Raw genomic sequence first — 15,677 nt, 5'->3', positions numbered from 1 at the left:
ACTAATACCTCCGATTAAATATATTTATTTATTGAATATGGTTCTAAAACAATATTTCCATTTTTAATTCTTGCCAATTCTGGATACCTAGGTTTGTCCATATCTTCTGGAGATCTAGTGATAAGATCAGCAATTTGCATTATTTGTGGTGTTAATGCAAAGGCTGCTATTATAGCACCATTATTACCATTAATTCCAGCGTACACACTACCTTTAACAGAGCCTAATACCACTATATTTCCTGCAGCATATACCTCTGCTCCAGAATTTATATCTCCTACTATAACTATGTTTCCTGAATATTCAAATCTTTGACCACTTCTTATAGTTTTTCTGACAAATTTAGTTTTCCCTTCATGTATACCATTAAAAACCTTTTTATTACTATCTTCTAAATTTATAAAGGAGCAATCCTTTATCATAAATTCCGTTGATAAAAAGTCTCGTATTGCTCTTAAATCTCTAGATTCTAATTGCCTCATATCTACAGTTATTTTAATGGAGGCACCCTTATAGAACCGCCTACCCTTTCGAAGCTTTACTCTCAATGCTTCAATTAAGCTTTCTATAGAGCTAAAGAGTTTAATATTTACAACTAAATTAAGTCCATCTTTTTCGCCTTTAAATTTTATACCATCATCTTGCATATGCAACCTCCACATATCGAGATATTCTTACTATTTCAACGTATAGAGCCTAAATTCCTTCTTTATATTGAGAAAAAATAATTTTTTTGTTGAAATACTTATTATATAACAATATTCCTTTAAAAAAATAACAAATGGTAATCCATTTGTTATTTTCTTTATTTATATTTAAATTCATAATTAGGAATTTTTTCTAATATTTCTTCCTTAAAATAAGCTTCGAACATTGCCTTGGCAATAGTTCCATCACCATGGGCAGCATCGAATACTATAGAACATACTACAATCTCTGGATTTTCATAAGGTGCAAAGCCTACATATACAGAAGCTGCATCCCTTCCAAGAGGTTTTTGCAGATCATAAGTTACAACGTTAGAAGTACCGGTTTTACCTCCAGTAGGTATAGGAAACCCATTAAATACAGCTGAAGTTGTACCATTTTCTCCTCGAGTAACCTTTCCCATTCCCTCTTTAATAATTTCAATATTTGCCTTATTGAAACTAGCTTTGCTTATAAGCTTTGGCTCTATATCTTCAATAACTTCTTTAGTCTTACTATCAATAATTTTATCAACTAGCTTTACCTCATATCTTTCTCCACCATTTAAAAGGGTAGCAAGGTAACTAGCTAGTTGTAGTGGTGTAAATTGATTCATACCTTGACCTATGGATGCATCATAGGCATTACCTGGAGACTTTATATATGAATGCGCATCATTTACACAATAGAACATTGCTAGAGCAATATTTTCTATATCTGCTTCAGAATATCCTAAGGCTTTTATAGTCTCATTAGTATTAATTATATCTTGAATTAAAGGTTTAAATCTTTCTAGGATATCATCAGAGGTAGACATCTCTTCTTTTTTTATTTCTTCTCTAATTACATCCACTAAAGTCTTTTTCTTAGAATTGGTAAGTTTTATTTGCTCTAGTTCTTTACCTGTTCCAATCTCCTCTTGCTGTACAATGTCAAAAGGCTTATAATGAGATGCTGCATTCATAGAACTAATTCCTTTTTGTAAGTCTTCAGCCATTCGATTTATAAATGTATTGGCTTGAACATTTTTATTTGATTCATAATTGTATATTTGACCAAAATTTTCTTCAATTTCTATACCAGTAGAGGCCTTTAGTTCACTCCCTTGTGGTAATCCTAGTCCTAGTTGCCAACCATATTTTGCTATTAAATCTAAAGCATTTTTAGGATTTTTCATTCCACCACCCTTTGTAAAAAGGCGATCTGCCACATCAAAGAAAAAATAGTTACAAGAAACTTCCAATGCTTCTTTAACATTAATTCGACCATGGGAACCATGTTGTTCATTCATATTCCATATCCAACAAGATCCTCCATATCCGTATTTCCCATATATACCATCATCTAAAATCTCAGTATCCCCAGTAATAATACCCTCCTCTAGCCCTGCAAGAGCGGTAACTGGCTTGAAGGTAGATCCTGGTGGAACTAATGATAAGGTTCCGTAATTATAAAAAGGTTTAGGGAAAATATCATATCTATCTTCTCTTCTTGTAGTATTTCCTGGTATACTTTTATCTATTGGGAACATTCTATCAAGCAATAGTTGTTCCCTTTTTTCTAAGCTTAAAGTTGTTAATTCATCAGCTGTTAAAATACCCTTTATATTTGCAAGACCTCTTCTTTTAATATATTCTTTTCCCATGGCTTCTAAATCTGGGTTAAAGTATTGTTGTGACAATTCAGTGGTTAATTTTCCAGGGTCTGTGAATATATTAGGATCAAAACCAGGTTTACTAACAAGGGCTAACACTTCCCCCTTAGTGCTTATGGCTACTGCTGCTCCTCTAGTTGCGTTAGTACTATCTCCATAATAATTTTTGCCACTCTTTTGAAGATTAGTCATCACTTCATCTAGTGCCTTTTCTGCAGCTCTTTGTACATCCATATCAATATTTAATTGCACAGTTTTTCCTTGATAAGCTTCTACCTGTCCTAGAGTTCTAACTCTACGTCCCTGCTTATTAATTTCTATACTCTCTTGTCCCTTAGTTCCCTTTAGATAGGATTCATAGGCTGCTTCAATACCTGCTTTTCCTATGTCATCAGTACTTACATCATAACCCTTTTCTTCATATTTTTCTTGTTCCCAAGGGTTAATTTGAGACATATACCCTAGAAATGCAGAACCTAACTCTCCATTAGGATAAGATCTCATAGGCTGAGTATCAACTATTATACCTGGCATATCTGGTTGTAGTTGCTCAAACACAAAGGCAGTTTCTTGATCTAAAGTATTTGCAATTACTACTGGGCTATACCCTGAAAAACTTTGCATCTTCATAGCATCTTTTAATAGTAAAAATCTTCTTCTTTCATGAAGAGTTAACTCATAGTACCTATCTACACCATAATCTTTCTCTAAAGTTTTATAGGCCTCTTCTGCAGTTATCTGTAATAACAAAACATCCATATAATTTTTTTGCTCTTCCGTAAGCTCTGAAACCTTCTTACCCTCACCATATTCTTTCTTTACTACCTGCTCTAAAAAACCTCTATCCTTTTTAAATCTAAGTTCTAGCCATTTTCTACTTGATTCATCAGTAGCTTTGAAGTTATATTCTAGCTTTCCTTCATTATTTATAATTATAGGAAATTCATCTACAATTGGTATTTGCTTTTTATCTAATATTTCAAAAACTCTAGACATAGTTTTAAAGAAATGTTCTTTACTTTCTTCTGTCTCACTAAATTGTAATACATAATTTTGAACACTTTGGGCAAAAACTTTACCATTTCTATCTACTATATCTCCTCTAGCTGCTGCAACGGATACTGTTTTATATTTATTGCTATTTGCTCTTTCTCTATAATCCTCTACCATTACTATTTGTAAAAAAAGTAATCTTGAAGTAATTCCAATGAAGATAACTACCATAGCTATATAAAATAAATTATATCTTGAAAAACTTTTTTTATTTTTTTTATTTCTAATTATTTTTTTATTTTTTTTCATACTTTCTTTAGAATCTCCATTCCTTTTTTATAGTTTTGGTTTCACTAAACTTAAGTATAATCCTATATATAAGTAAAGCTATTATCATCTCATAAATAGCTTTATATATGATTAAGTGTAAAAAATTATTACTAGCTCCTATTAATATAAATATAGCAAAAATAGCAATACTCTTTAGTAAACTTAGTAGGAATGTTGAAAAAATAGGTATTACAACCTTATCCTTAAAAATTCCTTTTCCAATTTTAGCTGCCATTAAACAAATTAACATGTTTATTAACATGTTAATTCCCATGACTCCCGGAAAATAAATGTCTTGAAGAATCCCTGTTATAACACCAATAATTGTTGCTTCACCATATCCATTTATAATGGAATAACAAACTATAAATACAAAAAGAACGCTTGGATATATATTTTTAATAGCAAAAAAAGTTATAATGGTATTATCAAAAATAAAAAGAATGGTGATTATTAAAAATAAATATAATATTTTTTTAAATTTATTATTAGTTTTTGACATCTCTTTTTTCCTTTGGCACTATAATTACAAGTTGCTCTACCTTATTAAAATCTACTGCAGGCTTCACAATTGCACTCTTCACGACCTTTGCTCTATCCTCATAAATTTCTAGAACTTCTCCTATTTTAATTCCTTTTGGATATATGCCACCTAGTCCAGAAGTTAGTATAGTGTCCCCTTCTTTAATTTTTGAATCTAAGGAAAGTCCTGTAATTTCCGTAAGAAATTTATCTTCATTCCCCTTATAACCCTTTACAATACCATTACTTTCTTCAGTGCTCAATACATATCCTGCTACAGCCATATTCTCATTACAAATAGATTGAACTATACTCCAATTACTACCAACACTAGTAATTTGACCAACTAGTCCTTCTCCTTCCAATGCAATCATACCTTTTTCTATTCCATCTTTTTCACCTTTATTGATTACATATCCATCCAAAAAATTATTTCCAACTAAACCCAAAATATCTACACCTATATAATTATACTGAGCATTTGCACTAGAAAAGTTTAACATGCCTCTAAGTCTGTCATTTTCTTTTCTTAAAAGATCATTTTGAATGGCATTAAATTTCAACTTCTCATTTTGATTTTTCAACTCATCATTTTCACTTTTTATATTTCCTATATTAAGTACTAAACTAAAAGAACTTTTTATTTTACTACCTATTTTATAAACAACACCTTGAACAGAGTTTATAGCACTTCCTACACCATTTTCCACCATTGACATATTATCTTTTTGAACTGAATAACCAATTAACCCCAAAAAGGACACTGACAGTAGTATAACTATTACTGCCAGCTTATTCTTGAATATCTTCATTTTTTATCTTCTACTCATAATATCTACATTATCTAATGCTTTTCCAGCTCCTACAGCTACACAATCTAATGGTATTTCTGCTATATTTACTGGCATATGGGTTTCATGGGCTATTAGTGCATCTAATCCTTTTAATAAGGCTCCTCCACCTGTAAGCATTATACCTTTATCCATAATATCTGCTGCAAGTTCTGGTGGTGTTTTTTCTAGTGTTGTTTTTATAGCCTCTATAATAGAGTATACAGGTTCTCTTAAAGCTTCTCTTACTTCATCTTCACCTATTTCTACTACTTTAGGAAGACCACTTATTAAATCTCTTCCTCTAATTTGCATATTCTCTGCCTTTTCTTCTACCTCGTAAGCTGAACCTAATTGTATTTTTATATTTTCTGAAGTTCTCTCACCAATCATTAAGTTATATTGTTTTTTTATGTATGCTATAATTGCTTGATCTAATTCATCACCTGCAACTCTTAATGACATACTTGTAACAACTCCACCTAAAGATATTATTGCTACTTCTGTAGTACCTCCACCGATATCTACAACCATACTTCCTGTAGGTTCTCCAACTGGAAGTCCAGCACCTATAGCTGCTGCCATTGGTTCTTCTAATAATCCAACTTCTCTAGCTCCAGCACTCTTAGTTGCTTCTTCAATTGCTCTCTTCTCTACTTCAGTTACTCCAGATGGGAAACAAACTACGATTCTTGGACTTTTAAAGGAATTTTTACCTCCAACTTTTTCAATAAAATGTCTAAGCATTTTTTCAGTTACATCAAAATCTGCTATAACTCCATCTTTCATTGGTCTTATAGCTACAATATTTCCTGGTGTTCTACCTATCATATTTTTAGCTTCATTACCTACAGCTAAAACTTTTCCTGTATTTTTATTTATTGCTACAACGGAAGGCTCTCTAAGTACGATACCCTTTCCTTTAATATATACTAACGTGTTTGCAGTTCCTAAATCTATTCCAATGTCTCTAGAACTTCCAAAAAAACCCATAAAAACTCTCCTCTCAATCTATATAATACCTTTTTCTTTTAAGCTTATATAAGCTTCGTTACCAATAATAATATGATCTAAAACTTCAATTCCTAGTAATGTTCCACACTCCTTTAGTCTTTTAGTTATTAGTATATCCTCTTTGCTAGGTGTTGGATCACCTGATGGATGATTGTGACACAATATCACTGATGCACTACTAAGCTTTATAGCTTCTATAAAGACTTCTCTCGGATGAACAATGGAACTATTTAAATTTCCTATAGAAATATCTTTAACTGATATAATTATGTTTTTAGTATTTAACATAATTAGCTTAAAATATTCTTTTTTTAAACCTTTCATTTGTCTCATCATATAATTAGACACATCTTTAGGACTACTTACAATATGCTCTTCACCGGATTTAAAAGAATTAAATCTGGTAGCTAGCTCTGCAAGGGCTAAAACTTGAGTAGCTTTAACCTCCCCTATTCCTTTTACCTGCTTTAAATCATTAATACTGGGGCTGGAAATTCCATTTATGCCTCCACAATGAGATAATAACCTATCACATAGATTTAAAACACTATCTTCCTTTGTTCCAGTCCTCAATATAAGGGCTAAAAGTTCAGAATTAGACAGGTATTCTGCCCCATACCTTAATATTTTTTCTCTAGGTCTTTCATTTTTAGGTAAATCTTTAATCTTTAATTTATAGTTCATAAACTAACTCCTTTATTGATTTACCCCCATCTCCCTTAGTGATAAATATAAAGTATTTAAAGGCAATCCTACTACATTGTAATAACAGCCATTAATATTCTCCACAAAAATAGCAGCATTATCTTGTATCCCATAGGCACCAGCTTTACCATTACATTGACCTGATTCAATATACCTAAGTATCATATCCTCAGATAGGTTCATAAATTTAACTTCAGTACAAACGCTTTTTCTTATTAATTCATTGGTTTTACTGTTTATTAAAACTAGCCCCGAATAAACTTTATGTACATTTCCACTGAGTGACCTTAGCATTTCAAATGCATCTTTATCATTTATTGGTTTCCCAAGAATTTTCCCATTTAAATATACTACAGTATCACAGCCTATGACAATACTATCTTTCTGCACTTTATTCAAAATATTTCTAGCTTTTCCTTCAGCTAAATCACACACATGTTTATCTATATCACCTTGAAATTCAACAGAATCCTCATCAAAGTTACTAATCTCTATTTTAAAATTATCTACTAACCTTTTTAATAATTCCTGTCTTCTTGGTGATGCAGAAGCTAATACTATATCCATAACTTCCTCCTAGAATCTCTTAAATAATACTATTGCTAAAACCATACCTACTATAGCCATTAAATTCAGACCAAATCCTAGTCCAAAAGTTAATTCTAAGACCTTTAAATCAATGACTAAAGGATTTTTTAATCCTATAAAGTAGTTTTTTCCTAAAAAATCTAAGGCTTTAAAAGTATTTCCTAAAAATTCTCCAATAAAGCTTCCAGAAATAGCGCCCAGAAGAGTTATAAATACATACTCTTTAGCGGTTTTATATGATTTTCCCATAAAAAACATCCCCCAGTATATTTAAAATGTGCAATATACTATTTGAATTAATCAATATAACATTTTATATCTAATATAGTGTAACATTTAATATTTTTTTACACAAGACTATAACAAATTTTTTAAACTTTTTTTATAAATTAAGGCTATCTGTGAACTTTTGTTCACAGATAGCCTTATATCAACTTATTAAAAATAATATATATCTTATTTTTTAAACTTTATTAGCTGGTCATAAACATATTTTAATACTTCTCCATCCTTATTTTTATCTACTTCATCTGGAAGAGCCTTTATATATTCCTTCAAAGAATTAACTTCATTGTATTGTTTCATGTTCTCATCTATTTTCTCCAATCCAGCTATCCACTTTTTAAGTTCACTGGTATTAATAGATTTTACACCACTTTCTGAAGTCTTATTTACAACTTGCAACAAACTATCTACAATTTCACAAAATTGTTTTGTAGAATTATCTTCCATAGGTATATTTATAGTTACTTTAGTATTATCTATTCCCTTTTCTTTTAATATTGAAGCTCCATTTTCTATGTTTTTATCAGAATACATTCCAAAATACACCTTAGATAGCTCTCCCTCTTGCCCTATAAAAGGATTACCAAAGGCTGATAATTTATTTAAAGTTTCATCAGCATTACTTTTAACTTTAAATACACCACACTGTAGTATATAAAAATTATATTCTGACACAGCTTTTTCTTCCTTTATTCCAGTTGAATTTCCTTCTTCCTTTACTTCGCTTTTACCAGGCACTTTACCACTATTTTGTTGTTGCTGAGAATTATTCATATCTATGCCTTTAATAAATCCTATTTTACCTGAGTCTTTAAGTACAAATTTAAATATAAAAGTTCCTAATAGTAATGCCAAAAGTAAGGTTATAGCTAAATAAAATAAAAAACTGTTACTACTCTTTGGTTTAGATTTAATATTGTATCTTGTGTACTTCATTTTATACCCCCATTTCTAATTAATAAACATTAATTTTAAATTTAAACCTTAAAATAATCTGTCCTATTAATTTATATATATAATTAGGGATAAATATTACTATATAATTTATTATAAAAAATTAAAAAAATCGACATAGTCGATTTTTTTATTCATGTTATTCATTATAACGAATTGATAGCCTTACTATTCTTCTAATAAATTTTTTTGCCTTGTCATAAGGCATTCCATTAACTTCTAAAAATTTGAATACTCCTAGATTATTTCTTTCTATGGATTTAATAACTTTTTCTATCCTCATAAGTTCATCATTATTATCTTCTTTTGATGAAACCGGTGTAGGATTAAAGTCTTTTTCATCATCAAAATCTTTCAATAATCTATTTCCATTCTCCTCTACATATCTCTCAACATCATCTTCAAAGTCTTCATCTAAATAAGTCTCCGCAGGAATATCTATGTCCTCATTAGTTTCTTTTAAATCTATAACTTGAGCCAGCTCTTTTTGCATTGGATGTATAAAATTATTTCTTGGCATTATTCCCATCATGCCACATACAGATATGAAATCCTTCATTTCATCGGGCAAAGAATTATGTGTCATAGGCGCCAAGGGTACAAATTCATATTCATTATCAAAAGCCATGAACATACCTCCATTTTTTATATTACATTAAAAATGTATGCCTTTAGCCTCTAATAAATTCCTATAACTTTATATTATATCCATATTATCTCCTGGATTATCTTTAAGCTTGTCTATAGAGTGAACATATCTATTGGTAGTAGCAATACTACTATGAGCTGCAAATTCTCTAACTTTTTCTATGGTAGCTCCTTGAGTAATGGCCATAGTTATAGCTGTATGTCTAGTGGAGTGAACTTTTAATTTTTTATTTATATTGCACTTACTACATATATTTTTAAGCATATAGTTTAAAGTACTAGGATTTAACTTCTCTCCATTTCTATTATTAGAGGAGTGTCCTATAAATAAATAACTATTGTTATACTCTTCTTTATCTCTTCCTGTAACTAAAATGTATTTTTCAATTAAACTTTTCACCTTAGGTTGAAGCTTTACTAAATCTTTTTTATTTCCTTTTCTAGTGACTTCTATAACATCATACTCTCCATACTTTTTTATATTACATATTTTTACATTTATCATTTCTGATTTTCTTAGTGCAGTGGTGAGTGCTAAGGCTAATATAGCTTTATTCCTAAGTCCTAGTACAGTTGTAGTATCAATACTTCCCAGTAAAATCTTAGTTTCTTCCTCAGTCAAAAATTCTGTAACTTTATTAGTTACAATAGGTTTTTCTTCCTTCACATTAGCAAAAGGATTAAACTTAATAATTCTTATATCACTGTAATTATCTTCATACTTCATAAGCCACTTATAAAGAGCAGAAAGAGATGATATCTTTCTATTAATAGTTGCAGAAGATAATCCTTGATTTTGCAAATCAAGGATAAATTTTTGAACATGAAATATATTTATTTCTCTTATATGTTCTATTGTTATTTCAGTTACATCTGACTTATTAAAAAAATCCTTTATGTCTTTCTCATAGCTAATGGCTGTATATTTACTTCTTCCACCCTTAATATCTAGGAAGCATTGAATAAAATGTTTATTTTTTTCTAAATAAAGCTCTTTTTTACTATGTAATATTATTTCATTCATAAAATCCTCCTCCTTTACAAAGGCTACTATAGAACAAAAGAACCGCCTAAGCAGTTCTTTTATTTGAATTATAATCCTTCTACAGTAGAAATGATTTCTGTAAGTGCAAGTTCCTCATCAGTTCCGTTAGTTATAATTTTTACTGTATATCCCTTATTAACTCCTAAGGATAATACTCCAATGAGACTTTTTGCATTAGCTCCTTTACCATTACATTCTATAGTAACTTCACACTTAAAAGTAGTAGCCTTTTGAACTAATAAAGTTGCTGGTCTTGCATGCAATCCCTGTGGATTATTAATGATTATTTCCTTTGTTAGCATATTATCACCTCATTTACGAGAAATTATTTTATGCCATTAACAAAGTCTTCTATTCTATTCAATCCTTTTTCTATGTTTTCCATAGATGTAGCATAAGATAATCTTATAAAATCATCTACTCCAAAAGCAATACCAGGTATTACTGCAACCTTCTCCTTCTCAAGAAGTAAGTCACTGAATGTAAGAGAGTCTTTTATAATCTTTCCGTCCACTTCCTTATTTAACACCTTTGATATGTTTACCATAACGTAGAATGCACCTTCTGGTTTAACGCAGGATAAGTTATTTATAGAATTAATTTTATCTACCATAAAATCTCTTCTCTTTTTAAATTCCTGTTTCATTTTTTCAACTTCGCTTTGATCTCCATTTAAAGCTTCTACAGATGCATATTGAGATATTGAACATGGATTTGAAGTAGTGTGACTTTGTATGTTTGACATTAATGAAGTTATCTTTTCACTAGCTGCTGCATAACCAATTCTCCATCCAGTCATAGCATAAGCTTTTGAAACCCCATTTATTACTATTGTTCTATTATAAGCATCTTCAGATAAACTTGCTATAGAAATATGACCACTTTCTCCATATAAAAGTTTTTCATATATTTCATCTGATATAATTATTATATCATGTTTTTGTGCAAAAGTTGCAATTTTCTCTAACTCTTCTTTCGTATAAGCTGTTCCTGTTGGATTATTAGGGCTATTTAGTATCATAGCTTTAGTTTTTTTAGTTACTGCTTTTTCTAAAGATTCAATTGTTAGTTTAAAAGAATTACTTTCTTCTGTGTCAACAAAAGTTGGAACTCCATCAGCCAATTGTACAAGTTCTGGATAACTAACCCAATATGGAGCACCTATTAAAACTTCATCTCCCGGATTTAATATAGCTTGAAAAATATTTGCTAAACATTGTTTAGCTCCTGTTGAAATAATAATTTGAGAAGTTTTATAAGTTAAGTTATTATCTTTTTTAAACTTATTTACAACTGCTTCCTTTAATTCAATTATACCTGAAGCCGCTGTATATCTTGTTTGACCTGCTTCAATTGCCTTTATAGCAGCTTGCTGTATATTTTTTGGAGTATTAAAATCTGGCTCTCCTGCACCGAAGCCTATAACGTCAATCCCCTCTGCTTTCATCTTTTTAGCCTTTGCTGTAATTGCTAATGTAAGTGATGGTGAAATTTCCATTGCTTTTTTTGATAGCATCATTATAACTACCCCCATTAATATTTATTCTTTACAATATAAAATAATTAAAACTATCCAAATAAAAGAAATATTATTTAAACCTTTTCATTCAATTATATTCTCAAAAATATAATAAACGAGTTGGATATTCTACATCTAATGAATTTTAAAATGCATTAGAACTTCATATGAAAGATATACTTCATATCTGTATGATACCACTTATTCTATATAGTGTAAAGATTATATGGTAATTTTAACTTACTATTATTATTCTCATTTTTTTATATTTACATACTAACTTTTTATAACATTTGTCCAAAGTTCTAAAACTTATTTACCTACATATAAAGACTAAAGACATGAAATTAAAAATTTAATTTCATGTCTTTATAACCTAAAAATTATTTTTAGATTGTACTATCAATTTAATTGCAGTTCTTTCTTCCCCATCAATTTCTACATCTGTAAATGCCGGTACACACACCAGGTCCATTCCACTAGGCGCTACAAATCCTCTAGCTATAGCTACAGCCTTTACTGCTTGATTGATTGCTCCTGCTCCTATAGCTTGAATTTCTGCCCCACTACTTTGTCTTAGTACTCCTGCCAGGGCTCCTGCTACTGAATTAGGATTAGATCTTGCTGAAACTTTTAATACTTCCATATTAAACCTCCTACTACTATTACTACTTATTAAACTAATATTATTAGAATCCTATATATTATTTCTACATTTAATTGAAAATTCCTTTTATTGAAAATACGATTTTAGATTATTGCAAATTATAGTTTCACTTAAAATAATAGACAAAAATAAAAGCCTCCTATTAAATAGGAGACTCACCTTTTTCATTACCTAATTTTACTTTGCATATTCTACTGCTCTTGTTTCTCTGATAACATTAACCTTTATTTGACCTGGATATTCTAGTTCTGATTCTATTTTCTTCACAATATCTCTAGCCACTTCAATAGCACCTGCATCATCAACATCATCTGGTTTAATCATAATTCTGATTTCTCTTCCGGCTTGAATTGCATATGACTTTTCTACACATTCATATGAGTTTGCGATTTCTTCTAATTTTTCTAATCTTTTTATATAGGCTTCTAGAGTTTCTCTTCTAGCACCTGGTCTAGCTGCTGATATAGCATCTGCTGCTTGAACTAGTACTGCTTCTAGAGATTGATACTCTACATCTCCATGATGAGCTGCAATAGCGTTTACAACTATTGGAGATTCATGACATTTTTTAGCTAACTCAGCACCAATTAGTGCATGTGGTCCTTCTACTTCATGATCTACAGCTTTGCCGATATCGTGTAATAATCCACACCTTTTTGCCATGGTAGGATCCATTCCAAGCTCTGACGCCATAAGACCTGCTAAGTATGAAACTTCTATAGAATGTTTTAATACATTTTGACCATAACTAGTTCTATATTTCAATCTTCCTAAAAGTCTGATTATTTCCACATGTAATCCATGGATACCAGTTTCGAAGGTGGCTTGCTCGCCCTCTTCTCTTATGTCATTCTCAACATCTTTTTTCGCTTTTTCAACCATTTCCTCAATTCTTGCTGGGTGTATTCTTCCATCAACTATTAGTTTTTCTAAGGCAATTTTAGCTACCTCTCTTCTAATAGGATCAAAAGCTGAAAGAATAACAGCTTCCGGAGTATCATCTATTATTAAATCAACTCCAGTTAAAGTTTCAAGGGCTCTTATATTTCTACCTTCACGCCCAATAATCCTTCCCTTCATTTCATCGTTAGGAAGTGATACAACATGTACTGTAGATTCAGCTACATGGTCTGCTGCACATCTCTGTATAGCATATGTTATAACTTCTCTTGCCTTTTTATCGGCTTCTTCTTTAGCTTTAGCTTCAATTTCTTTAATCATTATTGCTGTTTCATGTTTAATTTCTTTTTTTACTTCGTCTAATAGTATTTGCTTTGCTTCTTCTGAGGTTAATCCTGCTACTCTTTGTAATTCTTCTCTTACACTATTATATAATTCTTGTATTCCTGATTCTAATGTCTCAACCTCTTGTTGTTTTTTAGATAATACTTCTTCTTTTCTTTCTATTGATAGGGTTTTCTTATCTAAAGTTTCCTCTTTTTGAAGAACCCTTCTTTCTAATCGCTGAATTTCATTTCTTCTTTCTCTGGACTCTTTATCAAAATCAGCTCTTAATCTATGAACTTCTTCTTTAGCTTCAAGGATTGCTTCTTTCTTTTTAGATTCTGCTTCTTTTTGTGCCTCACCTAAAATCTTTTTAGCATCTTCCTCTGATTTAGATACATTAGCTAAAGATATATTCTTTCTTGTATAAATAAAAACAAAAATAGCGACTAAACAAACAACTAGCGCAATAGCTATTATTAAAATAATTTGACTTGGTTCAGTCAATTTCCAACACCTCCTTTGCTTTTTTTATGACATATATTAGCAGTAAAATGAAAGCTCGAAAAGGTGCATATTCTATTCAATTCCTCTTATATTAAACCAGTATTTGTATTCATTTTATATTACTTTAACATCATTGTCAAGGTTATTACTAAATACTACAAATTCTCTCAACTTAGCTCTTAGGCTCGACTTGAACCTTTTAAAAAAAATTTTTAATTAGAATATCACCTTTAATTTTTACATTAAAATATCACATACTTTAATTATACATTTATTTGTATATTTCATACACAATATTTAAAATTTTAATTAAAAAAGATATGTAAAGCTTAAGTTATATATTTTTACTTAAAGCTTCACATATCTTTTATCTGATTTAATAAAGTAATTTACTTTTCTTCTACTTTATTCTCAACTTTTACTTGATTGTTATTTAATGGCAAAGAGTATTTTTCCCTTATTTTATTTTCTATTTCATTAGCAATTTCTGGGTTTTCCTTAAAAAAGTTTTTAGCATTTTCTCTTCCTTGGCCTAGTCTTACGTCTCCGTAGGCAAACCAAGCGCCACTTTTTTGGACAATTTCTTCTTTAACACCAATGTCTAATATATCGCCAACCCTAGATATTCCTTCACCATACATAATATCAAATTCTGATTGTTTAAATGGTGGTGCAACTTTATTCTTAGTTATCTTAGCTCTAGTTCTATTTCCTAAGAAGGTTTCTCCTTGTTTAATAGTATCTATCTTTCTTACATCAATTCTTACAGAGGCATAGAATTTAAGAGCTCTTCCTCCTGGAGTTGTTTCTGGATTTCCAAACATAACTCCAACTTTTTCTCTCAATTGGTTTATAAATATAGTAGAGCATTTTGATTTGTTTATAGAACCTGTAAGTTTTCTTAAAGCTTGAGACATAAGTCTAGCTTGAAGACCTACATGGGCATCTCCCATTTCACCTTCAATTTCAGCCTTTGGAACTAAGGCAGCAACAGAGTCTATAACTACTATATCTATTGCACCAGATCTAACTAATGCTTCTGTAATTTCAAGAGCTTGCTCACCTGTATCTGGTTGAGATACTATTAAGTTATCTATGTCTACGCCTAATGCCTTTGCATAAACTGGATCAAGGGCATGTTCTGCATCTATATATGCTGCACAACCACCATTCTTTTGAGCTTCTGCAACTACATGTAAAGCTACAGTAGTTTTACCAGAGGATTCTGGTCCAAAAATCTCAATTATTCTTCCTCTTGGAACTCCGCCAATTCCCAGTGCAATATCTAGCCCTAAACATCCTGTAGATATGCAGTCTATATTTAAAGTGCTCTCTTCCCCTAATTTCATTATTGAGCCTTTACCAAATTGCTTTTCTATTTGACCCATAGCTGCTTCTAATGCTTTTAATTTATCGTTATTCATAAATTCCCCTTTAGGGTTCACATCCTTCCATTGCGAACAATAGTTCTTATATATTTATTATATAGTATTTAATTTATCAGG

General features: G+C 30.5%; 16 protein-coding genes. All 16 read right to left on the bottom strand.

The annotated features are described in order from the left end of the window. Positions 1–14: 14 nt before the first annotated feature. Entirely contained in the window at positions 15–647 is a 633-nt protein-coding gene (minC, locus tag ACTNBA_RS01365; protein ID WP_441071933.1) for a septum site-determining protein MinC, read from the bottom strand. A gap of 158 nt (positions 648–805) precedes the next feature. Next, a complete protein-coding gene (locus tag ACTNBA_RS01360; protein ID WP_441071931.1) occupies positions 806–3,643 on the bottom strand; it encodes a penicillin-binding transpeptidase domain-containing protein in 2,838 nt (945 codons plus the stop codon). A gap of 7 nt (positions 3,644–3,650) precedes the next feature. Continuing rightward, the gene (gene mreD, locus ACTNBA_RS01355; RefSeq protein WP_441071929.1) at positions 3,651–4,166 is read right to left on the bottom strand and encodes a rod shape-determining protein MreD; all 516 of its coding nucleotides are present in this window, start codon (positions 4,164–4,166) and stop codon (positions 3,651–3,653) included. Further along, entirely contained in the window at positions 4,153–4,998 is an 846-nt protein-coding gene (mreC, locus tag ACTNBA_RS01350) for a rod shape-determining protein MreC (RefSeq protein WP_441071927.1), read from the bottom strand. The genes mreD and mreC overlap by 14 nt, the downstream gene beginning before the upstream one ends. A 3-nt stretch (positions 4,999–5,001) precedes the next feature. Continuing rightward, positions 5,002–6,009: a rod shape-determining protein gene (locus tag ACTNBA_RS01345; protein ID WP_035128766.1), complete on the bottom strand. Its 1,008-nt coding sequence runs from the start codon at positions 6,007–6,009 to the stop codon at positions 5,002–5,004. A gap of 18 nt (positions 6,010–6,027) precedes the next feature. Then, positions 6,028–6,714, bottom strand: a complete 687-nt coding sequence (gene radC, locus ACTNBA_RS01340) for a RadC family protein (protein WP_441071925.1) — start codon at positions 6,712–6,714, stop codon at positions 6,028–6,030. Between the two features lie 12 nt (positions 6,715–6,726). After that, complete coding sequence (locus ACTNBA_RS01335) at positions 6,727–7,302, bottom strand: Maf-like protein (protein WP_150843821.1); 576 nt, start codon at positions 7,300–7,302, stop codon at positions 6,727–6,729. Between the two features lie 9 nt (positions 7,303–7,311). Beyond that, complete coding sequence (locus ACTNBA_RS01330; protein WP_035128757.1) at positions 7,312–7,572, bottom strand: DUF4321 domain-containing protein; 261 nt, start codon at positions 7,570–7,572, stop codon at positions 7,312–7,314. A gap of 207 nt (positions 7,573–7,779) precedes the next feature. Then, positions 7,780–8,544 (bottom strand): SPOR domain-containing protein, encoded by a 765-nt coding sequence (locus ACTNBA_RS01325; RefSeq protein ID WP_441071922.1) that lies wholly within the window; start codon positions 8,542–8,544, stop codon positions 7,780–7,782. 157 nt (positions 8,545–8,701) lie between these two features. Then, positions 8,702–9,190 (bottom strand): hypothetical protein, encoded by a 489-nt coding sequence (locus tag ACTNBA_RS01320; RefSeq protein WP_441071920.1) that lies wholly within the window; start codon positions 9,188–9,190, stop codon positions 8,702–8,704. Positions 9,191–9,259: 69 nt separating this feature from the next. Next, a complete protein-coding gene (locus tag ACTNBA_RS01315) occupies positions 9,260–10,234 on the bottom strand; it encodes a tyrosine-type recombinase/integrase (RefSeq protein WP_441071918.1) in 975 nt (324 codons plus the stop codon). Positions 10,235–10,302: 68 nt separating this feature from the next. Further along, a complete protein-coding gene (locus tag ACTNBA_RS01310; protein WP_035128745.1) occupies positions 10,303–10,557 on the bottom strand; it encodes an HPr family phosphocarrier protein in 255 nt (84 codons plus the stop codon). 23 nt (positions 10,558–10,580) lie between these two features. Continuing rightward, positions 10,581–11,774 carry a pyridoxal phosphate-dependent aminotransferase gene (locus tag ACTNBA_RS01305; RefSeq protein ID WP_346848378.1) on the bottom strand — a complete coding sequence of 398 codons (1,194 nt, stop codon included), beginning with the start codon at positions 11,772–11,774 and terminating at the stop codon, positions 10,581–10,583. Between the two features lie 376 nt (positions 11,775–12,150). After that, the gene (locus tag ACTNBA_RS01300; RefSeq protein WP_035128739.1) at positions 12,151–12,420 is read right to left on the bottom strand and encodes a stage V sporulation protein S; all 270 of its coding nucleotides are present in this window, start codon (positions 12,418–12,420) and stop codon (positions 12,151–12,153) included. Between the two features lie 198 nt (positions 12,421–12,618). Further along, positions 12,619–14,172: a ribonuclease Y gene (rny, locus tag ACTNBA_RS01295; protein ID WP_051823775.1), complete on the bottom strand. Its 1,554-nt coding sequence runs from the start codon at positions 14,170–14,172 to the stop codon at positions 12,619–12,621. Between the two features lie 389 nt (positions 14,173–14,561). Then, positions 14,562–15,596, bottom strand: a complete 1,035-nt coding sequence (gene recA / locus ACTNBA_RS01290) for a recombinase RecA (RefSeq protein ID WP_441071914.1) — start codon at positions 15,594–15,596, stop codon at positions 14,562–14,564. Between the last annotated feature and the right edge of the window lie 81 nt (positions 15,597–15,677).

Origin of the sequence: Clostridium sulfidigenes (genome assembly GCF_052067195.1) — a bacterium.
Classification (GTDB): domain Bacteria; phylum Bacillota; class Clostridia; order Clostridiales; family Clostridiaceae; genus Clostridium_J; species Clostridium_J sulfidigenes.
Note: the sequence above shows the minus strand (reverse complement) of the source record. Positions and strands in the feature narration are given on the sequence as shown.

Coding starts and splice junctions, on each gene's coding strand:
- ACTNBA_RS01325 (WP_441071922.1), bottom strand. CDS start 8,544: ATGAAGTACACAAGATACAATATTAAATCTAAACCAAAGAGTAGTAAC.
- ACTNBA_RS01320 (WP_441071920.1), bottom strand. CDS start 9,190: ATGGCTTTTGATAATGAATATGAATTTGTACCCTTGGCGCCTATGACA.
- mreD (WP_441071929.1), bottom strand. CDS start 4,166: ATGTCAAAAACTAATAATAAATTTAAAAAAATATTATATTTATTTTTA.
- ACTNBA_RS01315 (WP_441071918.1), bottom strand. CDS start 10,234: ATGAATGAAATAATATTACATAGTAAAAAAGAGCTTTATTTAGAAAAA.
- ACTNBA_RS01305 (WP_346848378.1), bottom strand. CDS start 11,774: ATGATGCTATCAAAAAAAGCAATGGAAATTTCACCATCACTTACATTA.
- ACTNBA_RS01310 (WP_035128745.1), bottom strand. CDS start 10,557: ATGCTAACAAAGGAAATAATCATTAATAATCCACAGGGATTGCATGCA.
- ACTNBA_RS01360 (WP_441071931.1), bottom strand. CDS start 3,643: ATGAAAAAAAATAAAAAAATAATTAGAAATAAAAAAAATAAAAAAAGT.
- minC (WP_441071933.1), bottom strand. CDS start 647: ATGCAAGATGATGGTATAAAATTTAAAGGCGAAAAAGATGGACTTAAT.
- ACTNBA_RS01335 (WP_150843821.1), bottom strand. CDS start 7,302: ATGGATATAGTATTAGCTTCTGCATCACCAAGAAGACAGGAATTATTA.
- radC (WP_441071925.1), bottom strand. CDS start 6,714: ATGAACTATAAATTAAAGATTAAAGATTTACCTAAAAATGAAAGACCT.
- ACTNBA_RS01300 (WP_035128739.1), bottom strand. CDS start 12,420: ATGGAAGTATTAAAAGTTTCAGCAAGATCTAATCCTAATTCAGTAGCA.
- mreC (WP_441071927.1), bottom strand. CDS start 4,998: ATGAAGATATTCAAGAATAAGCTGGCAGTAATAGTTATACTACTGTCA.
- ACTNBA_RS01330 (WP_035128757.1), bottom strand. CDS start 7,572: ATGGGAAAATCATATAAAACCGCTAAAGAGTATGTATTTATAACTCTT.
- ACTNBA_RS01345 (WP_035128766.1), bottom strand. CDS start 6,009: ATGGGTTTTTTTGGAAGTTCTAGAGACATTGGAATAGATTTAGGAACT.
- recA (WP_441071914.1), bottom strand. CDS start 15,596: ATGAATAACGATAAATTAAAAGCATTAGAAGCAGCTATGGGTCAAATA.